Below are 22842 nucleotides of genomic sequence, written 5' to 3' on the forward strand. Positions count from 1 at the left end.
CGGCATGCGCCGGGCGGCCCTCGCTTCGGTCGGTCAGATCGCGGCAGGTTCGCGGGTCCTGTCGTGGTCGTCGGAGGCGGGGGCGTCTCCCCGGGTGAGCGCCTCGCCTTCGATGTCGACGCGGGGCAGTATCCGGTCGAGCCACTTGGGCAGCCACCAGGCGCGGTGGCCGAGGAGGGCCAGTACCGCCGGGACGAAGGCCATGCGCACGACGAAGGCGTCGAAGAGGACGGCGATGGCCAGTCCGAAGCCGATCATCTTGATCATCGATTCGCCGGAAGTGATGAAGCCGGAGAACACACTGATCATGATCAGCGCCGCGGCGGCGACGACACGGGCGCTGCTGCCGAATCCGGTGACCATGGCGCGCCCCGGGGACTGGCCGTGGACGTGGGCTTCGCGCATCCGGGAGACGAGGAAGACCTGGTAGTCCATGGCGAGGCCGAAGACGATTCCGACGAGGAAGATCGGCATCATGCTCATGATCGGGCCGGTCTGCTCGACGCCGAGCAGGTCGGCGGCCCAGCCCCACTGGAACACCGCGACGACGGCGCCGAGGGAGGCGAGGACGGAGAGCAGGAATCCGACGGCTGCCTTGACGGGCACCAGGATCGAGCGGAAGACGACGAGCAGGAGCAGGAAGGCCAGCCCGACCACGATGGCGAGGTAGGGGATCAGCGCGTCCTGCATCTTCTGGGCGACGTCGATGTTGGCCGCCGTCGTCCCGGTGACCTGGAACGTCGCGTCCGTCTTGGATTCCAGGTCGGCGCGTTCGCCGCGGATCGTGTGGACGAGGTCCTTGGTCTGCTCGCTGGTGGGGGAAGTGGAGGGGGTGGCGGAGAGGATCGCGGTGTCGCCGGCCTCGTTGAAGCGCGGTTCGGAGACGGAGACGACGCCGTCCGTCGAGGCGATCTCCTTGGCCACGGTGTCCACCGCGCCGGTGGCGTCGGGGGCGCCCTTGGCGTCGACGACGATGGTCAGCGGCCCGTTGAACCCGGGGCCGAAGCCGTCCGCGAGAGCATCGTAGGCACGCCGTTCGGTGGTGGAGGTGGGCTTGGCCTCGTCACCGGAGGTACCGAGCTGCAGGCTGGCGGCCGGCAGCGCCAGCGCACCCAGACCGACCACGGTGAGGATCAGTACCGGAAGCGGGCGGCGCAGCACGAAGCGGGCCCAGCGCGATTCCTTCCGGGTGGGAACGAGTGCTTCCGCACCGGCTGCCGGGTGCTCCTGGCCACCACGGTGTCCCTTGCGGGCCTGGCGGCGCAGGCGCCGGGGCAGGACCGCGTTCGGCCAGAAACCGAGCATCGCGGGGACGAGCGTCAGCGCGATGACCACGGAGAGCAGCACCGCTCCGGCGGCCGCGAGACCCATCTTGGTCAGCATCGGGACGCCGACCACCGACAGCCCCGCCAGTGCCACGACCACGGTGAGCCCGGCGAACACCACCGCGGAACCGGCCGTACCGACGGCCCGTCCGGCGGCTTCCTGGGGCGCGTGCCCCTTGCCGCGCTCCTCGCGGTAGCGGGAGACGATGAACATCGCGTAGTCGATACCGACCGCGAGACCGAGCATGGACGCCAGCGTGCTGGTCGACGAGGAGAGACCGAAGGCGCTGCCCAGCGCCATGATGGCGAACATGCTGGTGACGACACCGACGATGGCGCTCAGCAGGGGCAGCCCCGCCGCGGCCATGGACCCGAAGGTGATCAGCAGGACGAGCGCGGCCACGAGGACACCGGCGGCTTCACCGATGCCACCCGCCTCGACCTGCGCGGACACCGCACTGCCGCCCATCTCGACGGTGAGACCGGCATCCCTCGCTTGGTCCGTGGCCTTCTGGAGATCGGCCTTGCTGCCGTCGGTCACGTCGTGCGACGTGACCTTGTAGGAGACGGACGAGTACGCGGTGGTGCCGTCCTCGCTGACGGTGTGCGTCTCGAACGGGTCCGCCGCACTCGCGACCTGGCTCCCGTGGGCGGCCTCCGCGATGGTCTTCTCGATGGCCGCGCGGTTGTCCGCCGCCGTGACCTTCTGTCCGTCCGGCGCCACGAACACGATCCGGGCGCTCGCCCCGTCGGCCTCGGTGCCGGGGAAACGCTTGTCGATGAGGTCGAAGGCCTGCTGCGACTCGATCCCGGGCATGGACGACGAGTCTTCGGGGGCGGCAGCGGCGGTAATGCCCTTGAAGCCGACGACAGCCAGGACGGCCACCCACAGCAACAAGATCCATCGGCGCTGCCGGAAGGCCGCTCGGCCCAGCCGGTAGAGGAAGGACGCCATGACAGAGGATCTCCACATCTGGTCTCGGGAATCTTCCTCAAGACTCCAAGACCAGCGGCGTTCCGTCGTCGTGCGGATGCCGACAATCCTCCCTACTGCACCCGCACTACACCGGGTCCCCGAATCGGTACCCAGGGAGGACCGGAAGGCCCATGTGTACGGAATCCCACCACCTTCCGTCACTCCGCGTGTCCGTCCGGCGGTGGCGTTCGCCCGGACCGCCCCCGCCGGGGTACGCGGGTGCGGTAGCCGGGAGGAGCCGCCACCGCCGCTGCTGCTCCCGCCCCGCGAGCACGAGCGGGCCGACGGCGGCCTGAGGCGGGCGGTGAGTGACCGGTGGCGGGGGAGCGGCGTTACGCCTTTCGGTTCTTCCCCGCGGACCCGCGTCGGCCACGGCTGAAACCTCACGGCGGGTGGGGGATTCTCGGGCGGAGTTCCGGAGGTCTCGCCGGAACCTACGACTCGCGGGGTCAAGAGGAGAGCGATGAGCAACGGTCCGCAGATCACGACCGGCGCGCGGGTCACATCGGCCGGCCCGGTCCCATCCGTCGGTCCGGTCCCACGGGTCGAAGTGGCCTCGCCTGCTGAGGTGGCCCCGCCGGCCACCGCCCGTCGGCCCCTGTGGTCCAGATGGCCCCGGGGCGAGGTGGCGGTAGCCGTCGTGGCCGGTGCCTTCGCTCTGGCCCAACTCCTGCTCGTACGGCCCGGGATGGGCCTCGGCTGGGACGAGTCGGTCTACGTCAGCCAGGTCGCGGGCCACGCCCCCGCCTCGTTCTTCAGCGCCCCGCGGGCCCGAGGCGTTCCCTTGCTGGTGGCGCCGGTCGCCGCCTGGTCGTCGTCGACCGAGGCACTCCGGGTCTACCTGGCCGTCCTGTCAGGCCTCGGCCTCTTCGTCGCGCTCCGCGCCTGGCGGGGTGTCCTCCCCTCCCGGATGCGCGCGACCGCGGGCGCCCTGTTCGCCACTCTGTGGGTGACGCTCTTCTACGGTCCGCAGGCCATGCCCAACTACTGGGTCGCTGTCGGCGCCCTGGCCGGTACGGGCTGCTTCCTGCGCGCCCGCGCGGACCGCTCCGACCGCGCGGCCCTCTGGGGCGTCGGCCTGAGCGCGGCGCTGATGGCCGGGATGCGCCCCATGGACGCGGTGTGGGCGGTCCTGCCGCTGCTCGTGCTGCTGGTGTGCGTACGGCAGTGGCGCCGCCCGGCCCTGCTGGTGGCGCTGGGCGGCGGACTGGCGGCCGGGGCGGCCGAGTGGGTGGTCGAGGCGTACGCCGCTTACGGTGGGCTCGCGCAGCGCCTGGCCGACGCGTCCCGTATCCAGGGCGGCCTCGGCTGGAACATCGCGGTGGTGGACCAGCTGCGCGCACTCGGCGGACGCACCCTGTGCCGTCCCTGCGCCGGTGCCGTGCCGCCCGTGCCGGAGACGCTCTGGTGGTGCGCCCTGCCGCTGCTCGCCGCTCTCGCGGTCAGGGCCGCCGTCCGCTCGGGGCGCCCGGCCGTCACGCTCGTACCGCTGGCCTGCGCCGCTTCGGCGGCCTTCCCGTACCTCTTCCTGATCGGCTACGCGGCCCCCCGCTTCCTGATGCCCGCCTACGCGCTGCTCGCCGTTCCGGTCGCCGGACTCGTGGTGCACGCGGCACGGGCGCCCGGCCGGACGGGCCGGCCGCTGACCGTGACCCTGCTGGTCCTCGTGCTGGCCGGGCACCTGACCGCGCAGCTCGTGGTGCTGCACAACACCGTGCGCCGCACCACGGCCGCCCGACAGGAGTGGGCCGCCGTCGCCGACGGCCTGCACCGGCTCGGCGTCCGCCCGCCCTGTCTCATCACCGGCAAGGAGTACGTCCCGATCGCGTTCTACGCGGGCTGCTCCTCGGCGGCGGCCGGCGGACACGACGCCAACACCACGACGGCAGGCATCCGGCGGACCGCCGAGCGACTGCCCACCGCCGTGCTCGTGGCACCGGGCGGGCGGGCACCCGGCTACGTGCGGTCCTGGGAACCGCACCGGGTGGCAGGACTGCGGGTGTACGTGGCGCCGGACGCGGGGCGCTGAACTCCTCCGCCGCCGGGCCTCGACAGGCGTCGCTCACCCCACCGCGGCCGCGCACTCCTCGCACCGCCGGATCGCCTGCCGGTCCGTGTTGCCCTCGGTCGCGGTCGCCGGGCAACCGGTGCCCAAGCGGTCCCAGAGCCCGTCCGGCGGGGCGGGGATCCAGCCCCAGCGCGGGGCGGTCACCAGCTCCTCGGTCAGGTGGGCGCACGCTCCGGGGAGGTGCGCGTACCGTCGCGGAGAGATGAGGATCGTGTCTGCGGGGAAGGTCCGCCACTCCTGCCGGGGCGGGGCGACCGGGCGCTCCCTCGGCGGGGAACCGTCGGGCGGGCAGGAGCAGCCCAGTCCGATGACCAACTCACAACGGTCGCAGCACTTCTGTCGCACGTATTCACTCCCACCTCGCGTCGGCGCCCTCATCGGGGGATGAGCGGTTCGTCGCATTCCGAAAACCTGGCGACCGGTAGAACGGCCATACGCCGGGCCGGTCACGCTACGTCGCTCCTCCGGAGGACGGGCCGTCCGCCTGGCATGGCCGGACCGGGAAGGCGGGGCCGTCCCGGGGCCGAGGGCGGGCGACGAACGAGGACACCTGACTGCCGGAACGTCCACTTCCCGCCCGTCGCGCGCCGCCGTACCGCTGCGTCACGCCTCAATTCGACCCCGGGGAAACCGTGTTCAGGAAAGCAGGTACGGCCGGTACGGGGAATCCAACCCGCACGACCGCACCGGCTACGGCTACGGCTTGAGGATCGTGGGCGGCGGGTTCTGTGCGGTCATGATGCTGCTCATGATCCCGCGCGTGGGGCCGTTCGTGTGGGACCGTCCGCACCCGGGGTCGTACGCGTGGGGGAGTACAACGTCGCGCCTACGCGCCGAAGGAGCCCAGGGCGGTCGCGGTGTCCTCGCCGCCCCAGCCGTCGGGGGTGCGCCAGAGGACGTGGACGCCGAAGATGTCGCGGACGGTGTCGGCAGACCAGTTGTCGGCGGGCGGTTCGCAGAGGACCAGGTAGCGGGCGGCGGCCGGGGCGGGCAGGGTGTGGTTGATCTCCAGAAGGCGGGTCGCCCCGGAGCGGAGGTCCTCGTACCCGGCACGGCCGGCCCCGAGGACCTCGTAGAGGAAGAGACCCCGGTCGGTGACGCAGCTGACGTCGACGACCTCGGACTCGGTCGGCTGGATGTCCGCCCAGAGGAGGGCCGACATGAGCAGGTGGCGGACCGCCTCGTGCTTCTTGTCGGTGCGGTCGGCCGCGGCCGAGGTCACCAGCGCCTGGAGGAAGCCCTCTTGGGGGGCCGGCGCGGGCGCGGCGGCGGCGTCTTCGGCGGTGGTCGTCCAGGTGGTCACGGGGTCGCTTTCCTTCTGGGGAGGCAGTTCGGGACGGGGCTCGGGCGCGGGCGCGGGTACGTCGGGCTCAGCGGCGGGTTCTTCGGTACGGGCCTCGGCGCCGGCCGCCCCCGCGCCGCGGGTACGGAGGGTATCCAGCGCCTCGGCGAGGGCGTCGAGCCAGCCGGAGGCGGTCAGTTCGGCCGAGAGCCGGGCGGCGTCCAGGGAGTCGTCCTTGAGGGCGCGGTTGGTGCCCGCCGCGAGGTCGCGCAGCACCCCCAGTCGCTCCCGGTCCGGCGAGCCGAGGACGCGCCGTACGTCCACCCAGTCGGCCTGGTCGCGGCGGAGGATGCGGTTGGCCATGCCCTGGAGCTCGGAAACGCGGGCCCGGGCGTCCGGTACGGACTCCAAGTCGTCTGCGGAGGTCAGTAGTTCGGCGAGAACCGTGACGGCTCCCACGTAACGGTCCGCCATCCTGGGCGAGATGGGCAGGCGGCCCCGCTCGTCCGCGGTGAGCACGCTGTGGTTGGTCTCGTTGGCGAAGACCCAGGTGTCCAGTTCCTGGCCGGGGCGCGGCGGCGCGGAGCCGTGGCGCACGGTCAGGACGAGCGGCTGGTCCACGGCCGGAGCGAGCGCCTTGACCCGGTAGCGGCCTCCCGGGCCGGGGCCCAGGACCCGTACCCGGATGTCGGAGCCGATCTCGGGGGCGTCGGCCTCCGGTGCCGTACGGACCGGGGGCGCGGCCGGGACCGGAGCACCCGGTGCCGGTGTGCCCGGTACCGATCCGGTGCCGTCGTCGGTGCGCGTGAGGGCCTCGGGGAGCGGTGAGGTGTGCAGCACGGTGAGGCTCTGGGTGCTGCGGGTCAGGGCGATGTAGAGCTGCCGCAGCCCGGCCGGGCCGGTGTCGGCGATGGTGGCCGGTTCGATGACGAGGACGTGGTCGTACTCCAGGCCCTTGGCCTGCGCGGCGGCCAGGACGGACACCGCCTCGCGGCCCGGTCCCGCGATCTCGGGGCTCCGGTCGAGCCGGGCGCCGATCTCCTCCAGCCAGCGCGAGTCGTCGGGGACGATGACGGCGACCGACCGCAGGGTGCGGCCGTCGTTGGTGCCCACCAGGCGGGTCACCTGGGCCACCGTGTCGTCCAGCAGCTTCCAGGGCTCGGTCGACAGGGTGCGTACCGCGTCCGCGCCCGCCTCGCGCACGGCTCGCGGGTACGGCAGCGAGGGGGCGACCACGCGGGCCAGCGGGGCGACGAACTCCATGATCTCGGCGGGCACGCGGTAGCTGGTGTTCAGCTCCGCGACCCGCCAGTCCCCGTGGTCGGAGAGGATGGCGCCGAGGCGGTCCCAGGCGGTGTACGGCACCGGTCCGGTGGCCTGCGCGAGGTCACCGAGCACCGTCATCGAACCGCCCCGGGCGACCCGGCGGCGCAGGGCGTGGGCCTGCATCGGGGTGAGGTCCTGGGCCTCGTCCACGACGATGTGGCCGTAGCGGCGCGGGATCTCCCCGGCGATGAGGTACCGGAGCTCCTCCAGGCAGACCCGGTCGTCCAGGGTCCACGGGTCGCCGTCGGCGCGTGCCGCGCGGGGGCGATGGAGCGCGCGCCGCTCGTCCTCGCTCAGTACGTCCTCGGCGCAGGCGCGGAGCAGCTCGGGCGAGTCGTAGAGGGTACGCAACGACTCGCGGGCACCCGGCGAGGGCCAGACGCGGTCGACGAGGCGCTCCACCCGGCGGTTGCGTTCCAGGCTGCGGCGGATCGTGCCGTCCGCGCCCCGGCGCGGGGCGATGGCGGTGAGCTCCCGCAGCAGCCGGTCCACGATCAGGCTGCGGAATCGGTCGCGGCGCTCGCGGTAGGCCGCCCGGCCGCCGCGCGCCTCGGCGAGCAGGGCGTGGACCTCGGAACCGGCGATCCGCAGGGTCGCACTGCCCGCGATGACGGTGAACGCGGGTTCGTCGCCCTCGAAGGACGGCGGGGTGAGCTGGCCGTCGACCGCGTCGGGGTGGCACTCCTGCTCGACGCGCCGCCGCAGCACGGCCGCCATGCGCTCGTCGGACTTCACCGCGCGGGCCTGCGGGGTGTCGGCGCCGAGGAGTTCGCCGTCCCAGAGGCGGGAGAGCTGGACGGCGTTGACGTCCCGGGTGCCGAGGGTCGGCAGGACCTGGCCGACGTACTCCAGGAAGCGCTGGTGGGGGCCGATGACGAGGATGTCCTGGGCGTTGAAGTACTTGTTGCTGACGAGCCAGGTCACCCGGTGCAGGCCGACCGCCGACTTACCGGTACCGGGCCCGCCCTGCACGACCAGGATGTCCGAGGGGGACCCGGTGACCAGGTCCATCTGGTCGCGGCGGATGGTCTCGACGATGTCCCGCATCCGCCCGCCGCGCGAGCGCTGGAGCTCGCGGAGCAGAAACTCGTCCGGCTGCGACGGCTTGCGCCGCTGGGCCCGCGCGAGGTCGCCGGGCGTGGCGGACGGGACGCGCAGCCTCCGCCGTGGGGCGGGGAGGTGGGGGGCGTGAGGGTCGTGCGGTGCGGCGTCCGGCGGGGCCGGTTCGTCACGGGGCTCCTCCGTGGACGGTGGCTCCGCGAGCGGTGCCTCCCCCGGCGCCTCTTCGCCGGTCGCCGGGTCGCCGTACGCCGGGTCCTCGTACGCCGGGTCGTCCCGTCGGTCCCGCTGTCCGGGGACGCCGGTGGGTTCCGGCACGGGGCCGGCGGCGAACTCCGGGGCGATGTCGTCGAAGTAGTCCTCCACCACCTGCCGCACGCACCGCAGTTGACGCCGGAGCTCGACCTCTCCCGGGTTCTCGGGCCGTGTGTCCGCCCACTTCTTCGCCAGCGCGCTGGTCCAGAGCAGCACGACCGGATCGCCCGAGGTGTCCCGTACGCCGCGCCGCCCGATGTACCAGGGTCGGGCGGCGCCCCCCGGTTCCTCCGGGGCGTCGACCCGGGAGAAGACGAGCGCCTCGTCCCCCAGGCCGCCGTACGCCTCGGCCCGCGCCTCGGCGTCCATCCGGTTGGCGACGCCGTCCTTGCCGCTCGCCGACGCGGTGGCGGCCGAGGCGCCGGTCATCTCGGCGAGCCGCGTGGTGTAGCAGTCGTACGCGTGGTCGACGGCCTTCTGCTCCCCGGCGAGGACCTCTTCGCGCGTGGTCGTGCTCATGTGCATCCTCCCTGGCGGAGCACATGAGGCCCCGCTACGGGCCGACGCCCGTACCCCGGGGACACAACTATCAGAGATCGTACGGTGACGAACAGTCAGGGTGTCGATTACCGGACAGGGGGCCCGGCATCCCGGAAGCCCGCGTCACCAGAGGGGTCGCAGGGGCGGCAGCGCGTCCGGCGACAGGGTGCGTACGAGGGCGGCCAGTTCGGCGCGGGGCACGCGCAGGCCCGACGCGTGCAGCCGGTCGGACAGCTGTGCTTCCAGGTCGTGCAGCACGTGCCCGGCCGCGGCGAGGTGCTCCCGCGCTTTCGCGGTCAGGACGACGAGCCTGCGCCGCCCGCCCTCCGGGTGCGGGAGGCGTTCGACGAAACCCCGCTTCTCCAGGTCGTCGACGATCTGGCCGGCCGCCTGTTTGGTCACCCCGAGCCGGTCGGCGAGTTCGCTGCTCGTGGCGCCGGAGGTGCGGAGTGTCTGGAAGACCATGCCGTGGACGGGGCGCAGGCCCTCGTGCCCGGCGGCCTCCAGGCGGCGTACGAACTCGGCGAGGACCAGCTGGAAGGACATGCCGAGCAGGAAGGTGAGCTCGGTCGACTCCAGGGGGTCGTGCGGGTGCGTCGGGCGTTCCGGGTTCTCCACCCGATCATCTTGACACAGTTGCATAAAGCCTCTTTACTCGCGTCATGGCCATGAGTAAAGCGGCTTTACATGAGGGGGGTCCGGATGTATGTGATCGGTGAAAGTGAGCAGCGGACGACCGTCTCGCCGGCGGGAGCGATGTTCGCCCTGGCCGCGCCGAGCCAGGGGAGCGCCGAACTGAGCACCTGGCGGACGGAGTTCGCCGCCGGGGCCACCGGTCCGGTGCATTCCATCGACCGCGAGCAGGTGTGGATGCCCGTGTCGGGAGTGCTCCGGGTGGAGGCGGACGGCGTGACCGAGCGGGTGGAAGCCGGACAGGCGCTCGTCCTCCCCGCCGGCGTGGTGCGCCAACTCGGCGCTCCTGAGGGCCCGATGGTGGCGTTGGTCGCCATGGCGGCCGGGGGGAAGGCGATGCGGCCGGGGGACGACAGCCTGATTCCACTGCCCTGGGCCGAGTGACCGCATCCGCCCGCGAGCGGCGCCCGCACCCGTACGCACGGGACGCCCGGCCGGAAGTCCTCCGGCCGGGCGTCCGTACGCGGGTCTACCGCCGGCCGTCCGCGGCCGCTCGCGGCTCCCTGCTCCGGGCCCGTGACGCCTCCTCCGTCAGGCTCGACAGCAGGCTCAGTGCCGCGTCGGAGGGGGAGCCCGCGGGGGCGGTGTAGAGCAGCATCCGGTGGCCGGTGTTGTCGGCGAGGTGGAGGTTCTCGAAGTCCAGCGTCATCGGGCCCACCACCGGATGGTGCAGCGCCTTCGTGCCCACGGTGCAGTCCCGCACCGGGTGCTTGGACCACAGGCCCTCGAAGTCGGGGCTCTGCAGCATGAGCGAACCGATGAGCTCCGCGAGCGCCCCGTCCTGGGGGTTGCGGCCCGCGACCAGGCGCATCGCGGCCAGCGCCACCCGCGCCTCCTTCTTCCAGTCGGTGTACAGCTCGCGGGTGAGCGGGTCGAGGAACAGCATCCGGGTGAGGTTGGGGCGGTCCGCCGGGGTGTCCGGGCTCGTCACGTCCAGGTGGCCGGCGAGCAGGGCGTGGCCCAGCGTGTTCCAGGCCAGGACGTCGTTGCGCCCGTCCAGCACCACGGCGGGCACCTGCGGCATCGAGTCGATCAGCCGCCGGGTGGTGGCGCGTACGAACTCCGGGCGGTGCGGCGCGGCACGCTTCGCCTTCGGCGGGCGGGCGAGGTCGCGCAGATGGGTGTGCTCGTCCGGAGTGAGGCGCAGGGCGCGGGCCAGAGCGTCGAGGACACTGTCCGAGGCGTTGGCGCTCTGCCCCTGCTCCAGATGCGTGTAGTACGTGATGCTCACCCCGGCCAGCAGGGCGAGCTCCTCGCGCCGCAGCCCCGGAACCCGCCTGCGGGTGCCGTGGTTCGGCAGCCCGACGTCCTCCGGCTGGAGCCGCGCGCGGCGGTTGCGGAGGAAGTCGCCCAGAGCCGTGGGAGTGTCCATGCGTCCCAGTGTGCCGGTCCGGCGGTCGCGGCGGGGCCTCGAAGGTGGCCCTGCCGGTGATACCTTCCGCGACGCCAGCAAGAACAGTGGGCTGGGTAACTCCCCAGCGTCGTACCAGAGTCACCTCCCAGGACGACCGAACCGGTGGTCCGCGACGGAGGGATGTGCGTGATGGCTGTTGCCGAAGAGGTGCGGGTGGGGGAGGCGCCGGTCCGTCCGGACGGACGGCTGCGCCTCGTCCTGGTGGTGTTGCTGGTCGCCCAGTTCATGCTGGCGGTCGACTTCTCGATCCTGAACGTGGCGTTGCCGGTGATCGGCGACGGGCTGGGATTCTCGCTCTCGGGTCTCCAGTGGATCGCGACCTCGTTCGCACTGGCCGCGGCCGGGTTCACCCTGCTGTTCGGGCGGATCGCGGACCTGTTCGGCCGACGGCGGCTGTTCCTGGTGGGCCTGGCCGTGCTCGGGCTGTCCTCTCTGGTGGGCGGACTGGCCCAGAGCCCCGAAATGCTCATCGTGGCCCGGGTGTTCCAGGGTCTGGCGACGGCCGCGGTGACACCGGCGGGCCTCTCGCTGCTGACGACCTCGTTCCCCGAGGGGCCGCTGCGGCAGAAGGCGCTCGGCCTGAACGGAGCGTTGATGTCGGCGGGGTTCACGACGGGCGCGATCCTGGGCGGAGTCCTCACCGACCTCCTCTCCTGGCGCTGGTCGTTCTTCATCAACGTGCCGGTCGCGATCGCGGTGCTGGTGATCGCCCCGACGGTGATCAAGGAGTCCCGCCCGACGGTCCGCCCGAAGCTGGACGTGCCGGGCGCCGTGTCGGTGACGCTGGGCCTGCTGGCGCTGGTGTTCGGGCTGACGCAGGCCGGTGAGCACGGCTGGGGCTCGGGTGGCGCACTCGGCTGGCTGGCCTCGGGCGTCGCGCTGCTGCTGGTGTTCTACGCGGTGGAGTCCAGGGCGTCGAGCCCTCTGGTGCCGGTGTCGGTGCTGAAGAAGCGGACGGTGGCCTGGGGGAACGTGGCGGGCGTGATCGCGTTCCTCACGGAGACGAGCCTGGTCTTCCTGATGACGCTGTACCTCCAGGAGGTCCTCGGGTTCTCGCCGCTGACGGCCGGGCTGTCGTTCGGTGTGCTGGGTGTCGGCACGGTGGTGGGCGGTTCGATCGCGCCCCGGGTGATCGGGGCGACCTCGACCCGGTCGACGCTGCTGATCGGCGGAGCGCTCCAGGCGGTGGCGACGCTCTCCCTGGTGGGCCTGGGCGAGACCAGTTCGAGCATGTGGCTGCTGCTGGCGGCGACCTTCGCCGGCGGGGTGGGGAACATGCTGGTGATCGTCGGCTTCATGGTCACGGCCACCACCGGCCTCGCCGACCACGAGCAGGGCATGGCGACAGGCCTGGCGACGATGACCCAGCAGATCGGCATCACGATGGGCACGCCGGTCATGTCGGCCGTCGCCGCGGCGAACACCGACATCCATGACGGGATCACGACCGCGGTGATCGTGAACACGGCGGTGGTGGTCCTCGGAATCCTGACCTCCTTCCTCTTCCTGCGGACCCGGAAGCCCGCTGTGGAAAGCCGGATCGGCTGAACCACGGCCAACAGGGACTTCAGGATCGTCCCCGTGACCCTGGCGGTCGCCTCCGGCCGACCCGACGGCCTCCACCAGCAGTGAAAGCCGTCCCCGCCGCGAGCCGTCCCTGCCACAAGCCGTCCCTGCCGCGAGCCGTCCCTGCCACCGGGACCGGCGCCCCGCATCCATGGGCCCGGGGCAGCCCGGTGGCCGGGGCCGGGCCGGTGGCCGCGCTCGACTCCCGTCCCTGGCACCGGCGCGCGACGTGCGACGCGGGCCGGGCGACGGCCGATCCGTCCGTCGTCCGGTCAGCCCGCCGCGATGCCCGGGATGGTCACCAGCAGCACGGTCAGGGCGGCGAGTGCCGCTGAGACGGCCTCGCCCACCGCTCCGGACGCGCCGGTCCCGGCGGCCAGCTCGCCCATGCGCTTCTTCACCACGGCGGGGTCGGCGTCCGGCAGTGCGCGGGCGTGCAGTCCCGCGTGGTGGAGCAGAGTGATCAGCTCCGCCGTCTCCGGACCGGCCGTCGCCCCGTCGAGCACCACCCCGGCGAGTTCGCTCCGCAGGGCCCGGGGCGCCGAGGCGTCGATCACCGGGTAGCGGTACGAGCCGAAGGCACCCAGGACCTTGCGGCCTTCCCGGCGGACCACGCCCTTGGCCCGGAGGCCGTCGTACGCGGCGGTGACCGCCTGGTCGCGCACCGCCAGCAGCCAGGCCTGCGGCCGGGCTTCGGGATGTTCGCGCATCCGGGCCGCCACCGCGGCGGCGAGCGGCTCCTCGGGCGCCGGGCGGTCGGCGGCGACGAGCCTGCCCTCGTGCGCCACCACCGCTCCGCACCGTACGAGTCGGAGCAGTGGAGCCGCCGCGACCGCTGCACCCACCCGCAGCGGATCGTGCGGTGCGCCGTCCCGCTGATCCAGTCCGAGCAGTGCGATCCGCTCGCCGACGGTCAGTCCCGTGTCCATCGGACCCTTCTTCCCTCGTTGCCCGCGACGTGTCCCCGACTCTCCCTCATCACGCCCCGCTCGCGCACCTGGTTCCCCCCGGGCATCGTCGCGGGACCGCGTATGGGTTCCGTCAGGGGAGAGCATGTGGTGAACCCGTGAGCAGCCGTTGCGCCGCCTTGCGCATGCCCATCCGATCGCCTACTCGCCGGTTTCGCGAGTAGTCACCTGTCCCAGGGGGCACAGTGTGCAATGTCTTCACAGGAACCTCAGGGGAATTGACATGATCAGAGACGAATGTGAGGGTTTGCACGTGTACGTGTAAGGGGTCATCACTTTTTACGGGGGAACGTATGGATGGGTCGGAACTGGCCGTATTGGGAGTGCAACCGCTCGACGAATCCGTGTACCGGGCGCTGCTGAGGCGCCCCGGCGCCACCGTCGAGAATCTGGGCTCGACGCTCGGCATGGACGCACACGATCTCCAACTCGCCCTGAAGAGACTCGATCAGCAGGGTATGGTCCACATCGGCGCGGACGGTGAGGCGTTCCCCGTGGACCCCGGCATCGGGGTGGGCAGACTCGCCGAACAGCGCATCCGGGCCCTCCAGGACGAGCAGCGCGAGATCCTGTCCACCAGTCACTCCCTCGTACGCCAAGTCCTGTACTGGCAGGGGCAGGAGGGTGTGCACGAGGAGGTCGAGACCCTGGAGGGGGCCGGCCTGCTCTACGAACGGGTCGGCGAGCTGGCCTACTTCGCCCGCCGGGAGCTGCTGGTGATGCAGCCCTCGCGGACGATGACACCCGAATGCGCCGCCATGGCCCGCGAGTCCGACCTGAGATGTCTACGGCGTGGCGTCACCGTAAAGGCGTTGGTGCAACGCTCGGCCCTGCGGGACCCCGTCTCGGCGGGGCACTTCCGGGAGGTGGTCGAGCACGGAGCCCAGCTGCGGGTGCTGGACGGGCCGTTCGAGCGGGTGCTGATCTTCGACCGGAGCACGGCGCTGGTGCAGTCGGTCCCCGACGCGCCGGACCAGCGCGCGGTGCTGATCCGCCAAGAAGGGCTGGTCCAGACCCTCAGGTCGTTCTTCGACCGGTCCTGGGCCCACGCGGCGGACGTGGTGCCACTGTTGGGCGACGGTGCGGAGCGGGACCGGCTGGAGGAGTTCCAGCTGAAGGTGCTCCAGATCATGGCGCGTACCGACAAGGACGAGGCGGGGGCACGCGAGCTGGGCGTCTCGGTACGGACCTACCGGGGGCACGTCGCCCGGCTTCTCCACCGCCTGAACGCGGCCACCCGCTTCCAGGCCGCACTGCTGGCCCGGGACAAGGGCTGGATCTGAGGCCCGCCCGGTCCGGCCGGCCCGCGCCGTCCGCCCCTGCCGCGTCCTGACCGTCCTGACCGTCCTCACCGTCAGCACCGTCAGCACCGTCTCGCGTTCTCGCCCTCGGCCGTCCCGCCGGCAGGTCGAACCGGCTGCCGTGAGCCTGCGTTCACCCGTCCCGTCCGTCCCGCCTCCTCCGCCAGCTCCGTCAGCAGCCGCAGCTGACGGGGCTGGACGGCGGGCAGCAGGGCGGTGGCTCGGCGGGCGTGCTCCGGGCGGGCGCAGAGGAGGTTCCGGGCGAGGGCGAAGCGGCCCCGGTCGGGCACGAGGACGAGCTCCTCGAAGAGTCTGCCCGCGCCCCCGACCACCCGGTCGATCTCGTCACCCAGGTCGCCGTGCCAGTCGCCGGGGCGTACGAACCCCCCGTCGCGCACCATGTCCGCGTACCACTCCCGCATGTCCTCGCGGCAGGCCGCGCGGAACGTCTCGTCGTACCGTCCCGTGCGCAGTTCCCCGAGCAGTGTGTGCGCGGACCGGGCGTCGGCGAGGTGGACCAGCGGCATGCGGTGCGGCCGGGCCATCCGGTGCCGGCGGGTCCCGCCGTCCGTGAGGAGCACCGCCGTGGGCTCCAGCGCGGTGGCGAAGGTGTGGCCCGCGTCGGCGAGGCGCAGCCAGAGGTCCCAGTCCTCCAGCCCCGCTCCTGCCCGCCAGCCGCCCACCGACTCCACCAGCCCGCTCCGGTGAGCCACCCGGGACGGCTCGAACATCGGTCCCATGAGCTGGAGTTGCCGATGCCAGCAGCAGGAGAGCGGCGGCAGCCCGGCGGCGACGGCCCCGGCCGCGTCCCGGTACTCGCACCCGGAGGCCGCCAGGTCGGCTCCGCCCTCCAGCAGTCCGAGGACGACGTGCAGATGGTGCGGGTGCCAGGTGTCGTCGTGGTCGAGGTAGGCGGTGTACGCGCCCCGGGCCCCGGCCAGCCCGGCGTTGCGCGGGCCGCTCGGATGGCCGGTCCGCGCGATGCGGACCAACCGCACCCGGGGGTCCTCCCGGGCAGCCCGCGCCACCCACGCCTCGGTGTCGTCGTCGCAGCCGTCCGAGACGACCAGGAGCTCCCAGTCCTCGACGGTCTGGGCCCGGACGGAGTCGATGGTCCGGGTGATCGCCTCCGACCGGTTGTAGGTCGGACAGACCACGGTCACCCGGGGTGCGCGCCGGTGTTCCGTGCGGCTCGCACGGGGCGCCGTCCTCCCCTCGTGCGCGGTCACCAGAAGGGCAGCGCGGCGGGCCCGTCGCCCGCCGCGCCCAGGGCGAGCAGGACCCCGGCCCCGCCGGTGGCGAGGTCGGTGGAGAGCCGCAGGTTCTCGTGGCCGAGGAAGGCGGGCCGCCCGGCGTACTCGACCCGGTAGAGGTCCAGCACGTCCAGCAGGCGACCGGAGGGCTCCTCGCCGAGCCGCCGCAGGGTGAGGGCGGCACCCGCCCAGCCGTGGAAGAGCCCGGCGGTACGCGGTACGGCCTCCCGGGCCGCGACCCGGACGCTCTCGACGACCGGGGCGAAGCGCGGGTCCTCGCGGTGCTCCATGTAGTCGGCGAGGACCAGCGCGGTGCCCGCGCCACCGGCGGCCAACAGCGGCCTTGCGCCGGGGGCGTTGGGCGCCCACCCCGCGGAGTCTCCGGACGGGTCCTCGGTCCAGCCGAGGGCGGTCACGTCGGTGGCGAGCAGCTCCCGGGCCGCGTCCAGCCAGGCGGTGTCCGCGGTCTGCCCGTACAGCGCGAGGAGCAGCCGCGCGCCGCCCGCCCGGCCCCGCATGAGGCCCGACTGCCCCCGGCGCGGCGGGGTCGCGGCGGCGCGCGCGGTGAGCTGTTCGCCGGCGGCCGTCGCGTACTTCAGGGCGTCCTCGTCGCCGGTGGCGCGGGCCAGGTGGAGCTGGGCGAGCGCGATGCCGGCGAGCCCGTCGAAGTAGCTGTCGTTGGGCGGGTCCATCGCGCGGACCTGGGCGAGCAGCGCGGTCGCGGTGTCCGTCCGGCCCAGCCGCAGCAGCGCGGAGGCGGTACCGGCCAGGCCCGTCCAGAGTCCGGGCAGCGCGTCGGTGGTTCCGGCGGCGGAGCGCTCCAGCCAGTCCACGTGCGCCTCGGGCACTTCCCTTCCGGACTCGGCGAGGGCCCACAGCACCCCGGCGGTGCCGTACGCGAGGTTCGCGCCGCCGCCGGGCAGCAGGAACTGCGTCGCGTCACCGGGGAAGAGCCGGTCGGTGCGGTCCGGGGTGGCGGTCGCCTCGATGCCCTCGGCGAGGGCCTCGCGCGATCCCTGCGCGCCCGGGACCGCCTGCGCACTCCGTGCCGCCTGTGCCGTCGTGTCGGCGGCCGGGGCGTGCGGCGCCAGGTCGGCGCGGACCCGGTCGCCCCAGTCCTCGGGCAGCGGGTACCGGGCGGCGATGTGGGCGATCAGCTGCTCGGCCTTCTGCGGGCCCCAGCCCATGAGCGTGGTGAGCGGCGCGAAGAGGGCGACCCGCAGGCAGCCGAGGGCGTACCGGTCGATGTCCGGGCCCCGGTGCCCGGCGGGGGCGCCGAAACCGGGGGCCGCGTGGATCTGCGCGGTGTCCGGGTCGGTCGTCGCCGTCTCCAGGTCGATGAAGACGACGGTGTCGTCGGGGCGCACCAGGACGTTGCCGGGATGCAGGTCGCCGAAGAAGACGCCCCGCCCGTGCATCGCCGTGACGCCTTGGTCGATGTCCGCGAGCACGTCCAGGGCCCACCGGGTGTAGGCGGCGGTCCGCTCCGGGTCGGCCTCAGGGGCTTGCGGGAGCCGGCGGGTGAGCGCTGCCGCGAGTGTGTCCCCCTCAATGAACTCCCGTACCAGAAAGTGGTGTTCGTGACCCTTGCGGGCTTCGATCAGCCGGGGGAACCAGCGCAGTCCGGCGAGCTTCTCCAGGCAGGAGTGCTCGTGTTCCAGCCGGGCGACGGCGTCGTTGCCGTGGGTGTCGACCCCGGAGTGCGGACGGGCTTCCCGCAGCAGCACCGGCTCCCCGGTCCGCAGGTCGGAGCCCCGGTAGACCCCGCCGCCGTTGGAGAAGTGCAGGGCCTTCTCGGCGCGGTAGGGGAAGTCCTCCAGGGTGCCGGAGTTGCGGTCCGCCAACGCCCCCTCCAGGCAGGCGGGCAGCGTGGCCCACTCCGGCGGCCGGAAGGCGGGCAGCCGCTTGTCGGGCACCAGGTTGCCGTCCGGGTCTTCGATGCAGTGGACGGTCTCGCCGGTCGCCGTCTTCATGGTCCGCGCGACGAACCCGCCGTAGCGCACGTACAGCGGCCCGGACCGCCAGCGCAGGTCGCTGAGGATGTACGGGCCCGCCTCGCCGTCCAGCAGGGTGCCCAGCTCGTCCAGGACGCGGGCGAGACTCTCCTCGTCCCGGGGGTAGATCGTGACGAACTTGCCGGAGGCGCTGCGGTCGCCGTACTTGCCGTTCCGGCGCAGCAGCACCTTCCGGCTCCGGATGAACTTGAACGCGATCCCCTGCGGCACCAGGTACTCCCGGCAGCGCTCCAGGACCCTCTCGGCGTTCTCCGGGACCGCCGACACGTGGATCTTCCAGCCCTGCGGCGGCAGTTCGTGATCCGGCGGGGTCAGCATCGCCCAGTCCGGGCCGGTGTGGAGCGACCAGCCCTCCGGCGCCGGCTCCGACACGGCGGGGTAGTCGTCCGGCGCCGCGCTGTCCGCGTCGTCCCGGTCGAAGAACGGCGTGCCGGGCGGGCAGTGCGCAAGATGCCGAAGTATGTCCATGATCAACCGCCTTGGGAGCAGGGAGGGAGCGCGGTCACCGGGCGGCCGTCGCCGTGGAGGAGGGGTCCCGTCGTCTACGGGGATGGCGCACGGGGAGGGCCGGGCCGCCCCGCGTCAGCGCCAGAACGGTGCGAGGTAGCGGAGGTAGAGCCACTCGCCGAGGCTGCGCCGGCCCGCTTCGATCTCGGCGAGTCCGGTGGCTCGCGAGGGCGCCGCGACGGTGCGCAGTTCGATGCCGGTGGCCGGCAGGGCCATCGCGTCCAGCCCGGTGACCGGGGCGAACACGGAGAAGGGCGCGGAGACGTCGGTGGGCCGGGCGGAGAGCACCTCCGCCTCACCCACCTCCTCGTGCAGCACGATCCCGCTGCCCGTCAGGCGGACCTTCGCGCCCGGGGCGACCGCGTCCAGGTCGGCCGCTCCCGTCGCCACGAACACCACCCGGCCGTCGTCGTTCACGAACCCGCCGGTCACCGTGTACGGGAGGGTCACCCCGGCGGCGACGGCCACGACGGCGGCCAGCCCGGCCAGCGAGACGACCGCGATCCGCCACCGGGCGGCCCCGGCGGCGAGCGCCTCGGCGCCCAGACGCAGGGCGCCCGTGCAGCACCGGGTCGCCAGGGCGAGCAGCGCCAGCGACACGACGACCGCGCCGACCAGGCCCATGTTCTCCAGCATCGAGCGCCAGAGCGTGAAGGCGGTGCCCAGGACGTACAGCGGGAAGACCATGCAGGCCAGTCCGAAGAGCGGGGCCCAGGCCAGCTCCGGCACCGTCTTCTCGTACCGCCCGCCGAAAAGCGCCTTCGCGGCCCAGCGGCGGGCGTCGGCCATCGACCGGTCGCGCAGGTGCGAGACGTCCAGGTGGCTCATGAGCGCGAGGTAGCCGTCGAGCTTGATGAACGGGACGGCGTTGAAGAAGCCGGAGAGGAAGCTGGTCACGGTCAGCAGGAGCAGCAGCTCGCGCAGTGTGCCGCTGCCCCCGGCCAGGGCCACGCCCGCCGAGGCGAGACCGGCCGCCGAGCCGATGGCGGCCTGCACGGTGATGCCCGCGAGCGCGATGCGTACCCGCTGGGCGCCGTTCGGCAGCCGCCAGCCGTCCGTGACGTCGCAGAAGAACGCGGGGGTCAGATAGAAGAGCATGACGCCCATCCGGCTGGGCTTGCCGCCGTAGTGGCTCAGCACCGCCCCGTGCGCCATCTCGTGCAGCGCGGTGCCCAGGTAGGTGACGACGACGAGTGCGACCAGCGCCGACACCGGCAGCGGACCGCTCAGCGCGTCGGTGGCGGTGGGCAGTTGGAAGGCGACGCTCAGCAGGCCGCCGGCCACCAGGGCCACCAGCGCCACCGCCCACGCCCGGTGCGCCAGCCGGGCCGTCAGGGGCCTCAGGCGAGTGAGGAGGCGGTCCGGGCGCACCACGGTGTACTGGAAGGTGAGCGGCGGTACGAACGCGAACCGCCGGGTCCGTACGGGCTCGCGCGCCGGGTCCTGGAGCAGCTCCATCTTCTGCGCGCGCAGCAGGCCCTCGCCGACCAGTTCGGCGGTCCAGGGACGGCCCAGGTGCGTCGCGATGTCCTGTGCGGTGTTCGTACCGTCCGCCGAGCGCAGCAGCCGGGCCATCCCGGCGCCGACCCGCAGGTACCGCCCGGCGCCGAACTGCACGATCCACGGGGCGCCTTCGCCCGCCGGTTCGTGCACCAGCACCTCGTCCGCCAGAGCGGGGCGCTCGGGCAGCGGGGGGAGGACGGGCACCACGGGTTCCGGGCGCTTCAGGGCGAGTTTCACGGCAGGTCCCTGCGGACGAAGAGCGTGCGGCCCGCCACGGCGGCGGCGGCGATCCAGGCGGCGAGCACGACGATCGCCCAGGGGGTGGAGAGCAGCCCCGCGGTGGAGCTGTCCTGGTAGACCGCTGCCATCGCCTCGTCGATGGTGAACCTGCCGACTTCGGGGACCAGTCGTTGGAGCCCGCCGCTGACCAGCCAGGTGCTCAGCAGCATCACGACGACCGCCACCACCTGCTGACGGATGATCAGGCCGAGCAGGCAGCCCCACAGGGCGCCCGCCACGACGACACCCATCACGCCGAGCAGCGTCCAGGTCGCCTCCCGCGTCCACTGCGGCCCGAAGTCCTGACCGGCCAGGAAGACCCACGGGCTGACGGCCGCCAGGATTCCGGCCCCGGCGGCGAACACCGCGCCGGTGGCCGCGGCGACCGTGAGCTTCGCGCCGAGCACCCGAAGACGGCTGCCGCCGAGCAGTGTCGTCCGCATGATCGAGCCGCTGGAGAACTCCCGGGTCACCGCGAGCATGGTGGCGAGCGCGGCGACCAGCTCCACCATGAACCAGCCCTGCACCAGGGAAGCGGTGGTCTGCTCGACGGTGGTGGTGCCCTGCTCCAGCTCGTCGAGCGCCTGGGTGAGGAACCCGGCGTCGGCGAGTACGCAGAGCAGCGCCGCCGCGAGGGCCAGCGCCCACCAGGCCTTGCCGGTCCACACCTTCTGCCATTCGGAGGCGATGAGATCACGCATGGCTGGGCTCCTTGCCTGCGGCGCCGGCGAGTTCGAAGAATCGGTCCTCCAGGCTCACCGATCCGTCCCGGGTGAGATCCGCCGCCGTCCCGCTGTACCGCAGGGTGCGTTGCAGGATGACGATGTCGTCGGCGATCTGCTCGACCTCGGCGAGCAGATGGCTGGAGAGCAGCACGGTCCGGCCTTCGTCGGCGAGGGACCGCAGGAACTCACGCAGCCACCGGATGCCGTCCGGGTCGAGGCCGTTGGCCGGTTCGTCGAGGATGAGGAGTTCGGGGTCGGCGAGCAACGCCGTCGCCAGGGCGTGGCGTTGACGCATGCCGGTGGAGTAGCCGCGCAGCTTGCGGTGCGCGTCGCCCGCCAGGCCCACGCGTTCCAGCACCTCGTCCACCCGCTTGCCGCCCAGCCCCAGCGCACTGGCCCAGACCCGGAGATCGCCCCGGCCGGTGGCTGCGTTGGACGGGCCGATGCCGTCCATGGAGACGCCCACCCGGTGTGCGGCGCGCGGGAGTTCGGCGTACGGCAGGCCGAGGACGGTGGCGCGTCCGGCGGTGGGCCGGGCGAGGCCCAGCAGCATGCGCAGGGTCGTCGTCTTGCCTGCCCCGTTGCGTCCGAGGAGGCCCACGACCCTGCCGGACGCGACCCGGAAGGACACGTCCTCGACGGCGGTCAGCTCGCCGTACCGCTTGGTGAGGCCCTCGACCTCGACTACGTCGGTCATGGTCAGGCCCTCCCCCGGGCACGGAGGTAGAGGCCGAAGCAGGCGATCGTCAGCAGCTCGACGCCCACGCAGACCAGCAGGGCGACGGTCCGCGTACGGCCGCCGGTGAGTGCCGAGACGATGCCGGGGGCGGCCATGAAGACGACGAGCCAGCAGCCCGCGAGGGCCCACGGAAAGCCGCGGGAAGCAGCCTGGGACATGGAGGGAACTCTCCTTCGGTCGTGCGGGTCCTGCGCTTCGGATCAAAGGGGGCCGCCCGTCGGCGCGACGCCGTCGGGGTGCGGTGCGGTCCGGCGTGTGCGGGAGGGCCGCCGCGGCGGGCGCGGAGTCGTCCGGCGCGTACGGGGCATACTCGGTGATACGGGAACGGTGCGCCGCCGCGCCGGGGGGTCGCCCGGGCACGGCGGCGCGGCGAGTACCGCACGTAGCATCTGGCCGGGGCCCTGTTCCGGATGCACTAGGCCTGCATCCGGAACAGGGACACCCGTGGCGTGCCGGACCGGTCAGGTCGCGACGACGACCGAGGTGATGACCAGCGAGGCGTAGGTGGTGCTGACGGCCGCCGAGACTCCGAAGCTGACCAGGAAGCTGTTCCACCAGTCGGGGGCGTCCATGCCCTCCAGCTCCTCCATGTCCAGTTCCTGCATGGCCAGTTCGAGAGCCGAGTTGTTGTTCTCCTGCATAGCTTTCACCTCATTCTGTGTGTGTGTCGCGTGGGTCGTGCGGGTTGCCGCTCAACGGGTCGGCGCCCCGGGCGGGGCCTGACCCGGGAGTGGATCAGGTGGCGAGCGTGATCAGCGAGACGTAGGAAACGACCGCGCCCGCGCTGAGACCGCCGACGAAGCTGAGGACGTCGCTCCAGCCGAAGGGCGCGTCGAGCGCCTCCAGCTCCTGCATGTCCAGCTCGTGCGCCTCCAGCTCCTGAAGAGCCAGCTCCAGAGGGGCCTTGGTGTCCGTGTTCTGCATGGGTTCTCCTCCTTCCGGGATGTTGCTTCCGGTGGTGCGTCCGCCGGCGGGTGCCGGCGGAAGTCTGTGGGTGAGCGGTCTCCACCGCGGGTGCCGCCCGGGGACGGGGGCTCACCGCGGGGGC

At 72.9% G+C, this 22842-nt stretch carries 18 protein-coding genes; 4 read left to right on the forward strand and 14 right to left on the reverse strand.

Annotation, left to right across the window (positions count from 1 at the left end; all coding sequences use genetic code 11):
• Positions 1 to 33 precede the first annotated feature (33 nt).
• Positions 34 to 2280, reverse strand: a complete 2247-nt coding sequence (locus ACFWEP_RS08360) for an MMPL family transporter (protein WP_387367536.1) — start codon at positions 2278 to 2280, stop codon at positions 34 to 36.
• A 484-nt stretch (positions 2281 to 2764) separates the two neighbouring features.
• Between ACFWEP_RS08360 and ACFWEP_RS08365 the strand changes: the two genes are divergently transcribed.
• Positions 2765 to 4330: a hypothetical protein gene (locus tag ACFWEP_RS08365; protein ID WP_387367539.1), complete on the forward strand. Its 1566-nt coding sequence runs from the start codon at positions 2765 to 2767 to the stop codon at positions 4328 to 4330.
• Positions 4331 to 4363: 33 nt separating this feature from the next.
• Here ACFWEP_RS08365 and ACFWEP_RS08370 read toward each other — a convergent pair whose 3' ends face one another.
• From ACFWEP_RS08370 to ACFWEP_RS08380, 3 genes are all read right to left on the reverse strand, one after another.
• Positions 4364 to 4684: a hypothetical protein gene (locus ACFWEP_RS08370; protein ID WP_387367542.1), complete on the reverse strand. Its 321-nt coding sequence runs from the start codon at positions 4682 to 4684 to the stop codon at positions 4364 to 4366.
• 511 nt (positions 4685 to 5195) lie between these two features.
• Complete coding sequence (locus ACFWEP_RS08375; RefSeq protein WP_387367545.1) at positions 5196 to 8810, reverse strand: ATP-dependent DNA helicase; 3615 nt, start codon at positions 8808 to 8810, stop codon at positions 5196 to 5198.
• A gap of 144 nt (positions 8811 to 8954) precedes the next feature.
• Entirely contained in the window at positions 8955 to 9377 is a 423-nt protein-coding gene (locus ACFWEP_RS08380) for a MarR family winged helix-turn-helix transcriptional regulator (RefSeq protein ID WP_387367608.1), read from the reverse strand.
• Between the two features lie 156 nt (positions 9378 to 9533).
• On the opposite strand from ACFWEP_RS08380, the gene ACFWEP_RS08385 reads away from it, so the two are divergent.
• A complete protein-coding gene (locus tag ACFWEP_RS08385) occupies positions 9534 to 9908 on the forward strand; it encodes a cupin domain-containing protein (RefSeq protein ID WP_387367548.1) in 375 nt (124 codons plus the stop codon).
• Positions 9909 to 9993: 85 nt separating this feature from the next.
• Here the strand turns inward: ACFWEP_RS08385 and ACFWEP_RS08390 are convergent, their stop codons facing one another.
• Positions 9994 to 10896 (reverse strand): helix-turn-helix domain-containing protein, encoded by a 903-nt coding sequence (locus tag ACFWEP_RS08390; RefSeq protein WP_387367551.1) that lies wholly within the window; start codon positions 10894 to 10896, stop codon positions 9994 to 9996.
• Positions 10897 to 11067: 171 nt separating this feature from the next.
• Here ACFWEP_RS08390 and ACFWEP_RS08395 point away from each other — a divergent pair, with 171 nt between their 5' ends.
• A complete protein-coding gene (locus ACFWEP_RS08395) occupies positions 11068 to 12486 on the forward strand; it encodes an MFS transporter (protein WP_387367554.1) in 1419 nt (472 codons plus the stop codon).
• Positions 12487 to 12776: 290 nt separating this feature from the next.
• On the opposite strand, the gene ACFWEP_RS08400 is transcribed toward ACFWEP_RS08395, so the two are convergent.
• Positions 12777 to 13433: a GPP34 family phosphoprotein gene (locus ACFWEP_RS08400; RefSeq protein ID WP_387367557.1), complete on the reverse strand. Its 657-nt coding sequence runs from the start codon at positions 13431 to 13433 to the stop codon at positions 12777 to 12779.
• 332 nt (positions 13434 to 13765) lie between these two features.
• Here ACFWEP_RS08400 and ACFWEP_RS08405 point away from each other — a divergent pair, with 332 nt between their 5' ends.
• Complete coding sequence (locus ACFWEP_RS08405; RefSeq protein WP_387367560.1) at positions 13766 to 14755, forward strand: hypothetical protein; 990 nt, start codon at positions 13766 to 13768, stop codon at positions 14753 to 14755.
• An 80-nt stretch (positions 14756 to 14835) separates the two neighbouring features.
• Here ACFWEP_RS08405 and ACFWEP_RS08410 read toward each other — a convergent pair whose 3' ends face one another.
• The 8 genes from ACFWEP_RS08410 to ACFWEP_RS08445 all read right to left on the reverse strand — a co-directional run bounded on the left by ACFWEP_RS08410 (position 14836) and on the right by ACFWEP_RS08445 (position 22718).
• On the reverse strand, positions 14836 to 15930 hold the full coding sequence (locus ACFWEP_RS08410) for a glycosyltransferase family 2 protein (RefSeq protein WP_387367563.1): 1095 nt from the start codon (positions 15928 to 15930) through the stop codon (positions 14836 to 14838).
• A gap of 68 nt (positions 15931 to 15998) precedes the next feature.
• Entirely contained in the window at positions 15999 to 18509 is a 2511-nt protein-coding gene (gene lanKC, locus ACFWEP_RS08415) for a class III lanthionine synthetase LanKC (protein WP_387367566.1), read from the reverse strand.
• Positions 18510 to 18623: 114 nt separating this feature from the next.
• A complete protein-coding gene (gene mpaP, locus ACFWEP_RS08420; RefSeq protein WP_387367569.1) occupies positions 18624 to 20288 on the reverse strand; it encodes a daptide biosynthesis intramembrane metalloprotease in 1665 nt (554 codons plus the stop codon).
• Complete coding sequence (locus ACFWEP_RS08425) at positions 20285 to 21031, reverse strand: ABC transporter permease (RefSeq protein WP_387367572.1); 747 nt, start codon at positions 21029 to 21031, stop codon at positions 20285 to 20287. Before ACFWEP_RS08425 ends, mpaP begins: the two co-directional genes overlap by 4 nt.
• A complete protein-coding gene (locus ACFWEP_RS08430; protein WP_387367575.1) occupies positions 21024 to 21752 on the reverse strand; it encodes an ABC transporter ATP-binding protein in 729 nt (242 codons plus the stop codon). Before ACFWEP_RS08430 ends, ACFWEP_RS08425 begins: the two co-directional genes overlap by 8 nt.
• A 2-nt stretch (positions 21753 to 21754) precedes the next feature.
• On the reverse strand, positions 21755 to 21952 hold the full coding sequence (locus ACFWEP_RS08435; RefSeq protein ID WP_387367578.1) for a hypothetical protein: 198 nt from the start codon (positions 21950 to 21952) through the stop codon (positions 21755 to 21757).
• A gap of 303 nt (positions 21953 to 22255) precedes the next feature.
• Positions 22256 to 22435: a daptide-type RiPP gene (locus tag ACFWEP_RS08440; RefSeq protein ID WP_266707780.1), complete on the reverse strand. Its 180-nt coding sequence runs from the start codon at positions 22433 to 22435 to the stop codon at positions 22256 to 22258.
• A 94-nt stretch (positions 22436 to 22529) separates the two neighbouring features.
• Entirely contained in the window at positions 22530 to 22718 is a 189-nt protein-coding gene (locus ACFWEP_RS08445; protein WP_266707782.1) for a daptide-type RiPP, read from the reverse strand.
• Positions 22719 to 22842 lie beyond the last annotated feature (124 nt).

The organism is Streptomyces sp. NPDC060198 (assembly GCF_042728415.1).
GTDB lineage: Bacteria > Actinomycetota > Actinomycetes > Streptomycetales > Streptomycetaceae > Streptomyces.

What these genes read in the sequence shown, in the direction of transcription:
- ACFWEP_RS08360 (WP_387367536.1), bottom strand. Translation starts at nt 2,280, where the DNA reads ATGGCGTCCTTCCTCTACCGGCTGGGCCGAGCGGCCTTCCGGCAGCGC.
- ACFWEP_RS08365 (WP_387367539.1), top strand. Translation starts at nt 2,765, where the DNA reads ATGAGCAACGGTCCGCAGATCACGACCGGCGCGCGGGTCACATCGGCC.
- ACFWEP_RS08375 (WP_387367545.1), bottom strand. Translation starts at nt 8,810, where the DNA reads ATGAGCACGACCACGCGCGAAGAGGTCCTCGCCGGGGAGCAGAAGGCC.
- ACFWEP_RS08380 (WP_387367608.1), bottom strand. Translation starts at nt 9,377, where the DNA reads ATGTCCTTCCAGCTGGTCCTCGCCGAGTTCGTACGCCGCCTGGAGGCC.
- ACFWEP_RS08385 (WP_387367548.1), top strand. Translation starts at nt 9,534, where the DNA reads ATGTATGTGATCGGTGAAAGTGAGCAGCGGACGACCGTCTCGCCGGCG.
- ACFWEP_RS08390 (WP_387367551.1), bottom strand. Translation starts at nt 10,896, where the DNA reads ATGGACACTCCCACGGCTCTGGGCGACTTCCTCCGCAACCGCCGCGCG.
- ACFWEP_RS08395 (WP_387367554.1), top strand. Translation starts at nt 11,068, where the DNA reads ATGGCTGTTGCCGAAGAGGTGCGGGTGGGGGAGGCGCCGGTCCGTCCG.
- ACFWEP_RS08400 (WP_387367557.1), bottom strand. Translation starts at nt 13,433, where the DNA reads ATGGACACGGGACTGACCGTCGGCGAGCGGATCGCACTGCTCGGACTG.
- ACFWEP_RS08405 (WP_387367560.1), top strand. Translation starts at nt 13,766, where the DNA reads ATGGATGGGTCGGAACTGGCCGTATTGGGAGTGCAACCGCTCGACGAA.
- lanKC (WP_387367566.1), bottom strand. Translation starts at nt 18,509, where the DNA reads ATGGACATACTTCGGCATCTTGCGCACTGCCCGCCCGGCACGCCGTTC.
- ACFWEP_RS08425 (WP_387367572.1), bottom strand. Translation starts at nt 21,031, where the DNA reads ATGCGTGATCTCATCGCCTCCGAATGGCAGAAGGTGTGGACCGGCAAG.
- ACFWEP_RS08430 (WP_387367575.1), bottom strand. Translation starts at nt 21,752, where the DNA reads ATGACCGACGTAGTCGAGGTCGAGGGCCTCACCAAGCGGTACGGCGAG.
- ACFWEP_RS08435 (WP_387367578.1), bottom strand. Translation starts at nt 21,952, where the DNA reads ATGTCCCAGGCTGCTTCCCGCGGCTTTCCGTGGGCCCTCGCGGGCTGC.
- ACFWEP_RS08440 (WP_266707780.1), bottom strand. Translation starts at nt 22,435, where the DNA reads ATGCAGGAGAACAACAACTCGGCTCTCGAACTGGCCATGCAGGAACTG.
- ACFWEP_RS08445 (WP_266707782.1), bottom strand. Translation starts at nt 22,718, where the DNA reads ATGCAGAACACGGACACCAAGGCCCCTCTGGAGCTGGCTCTTCAGGAG.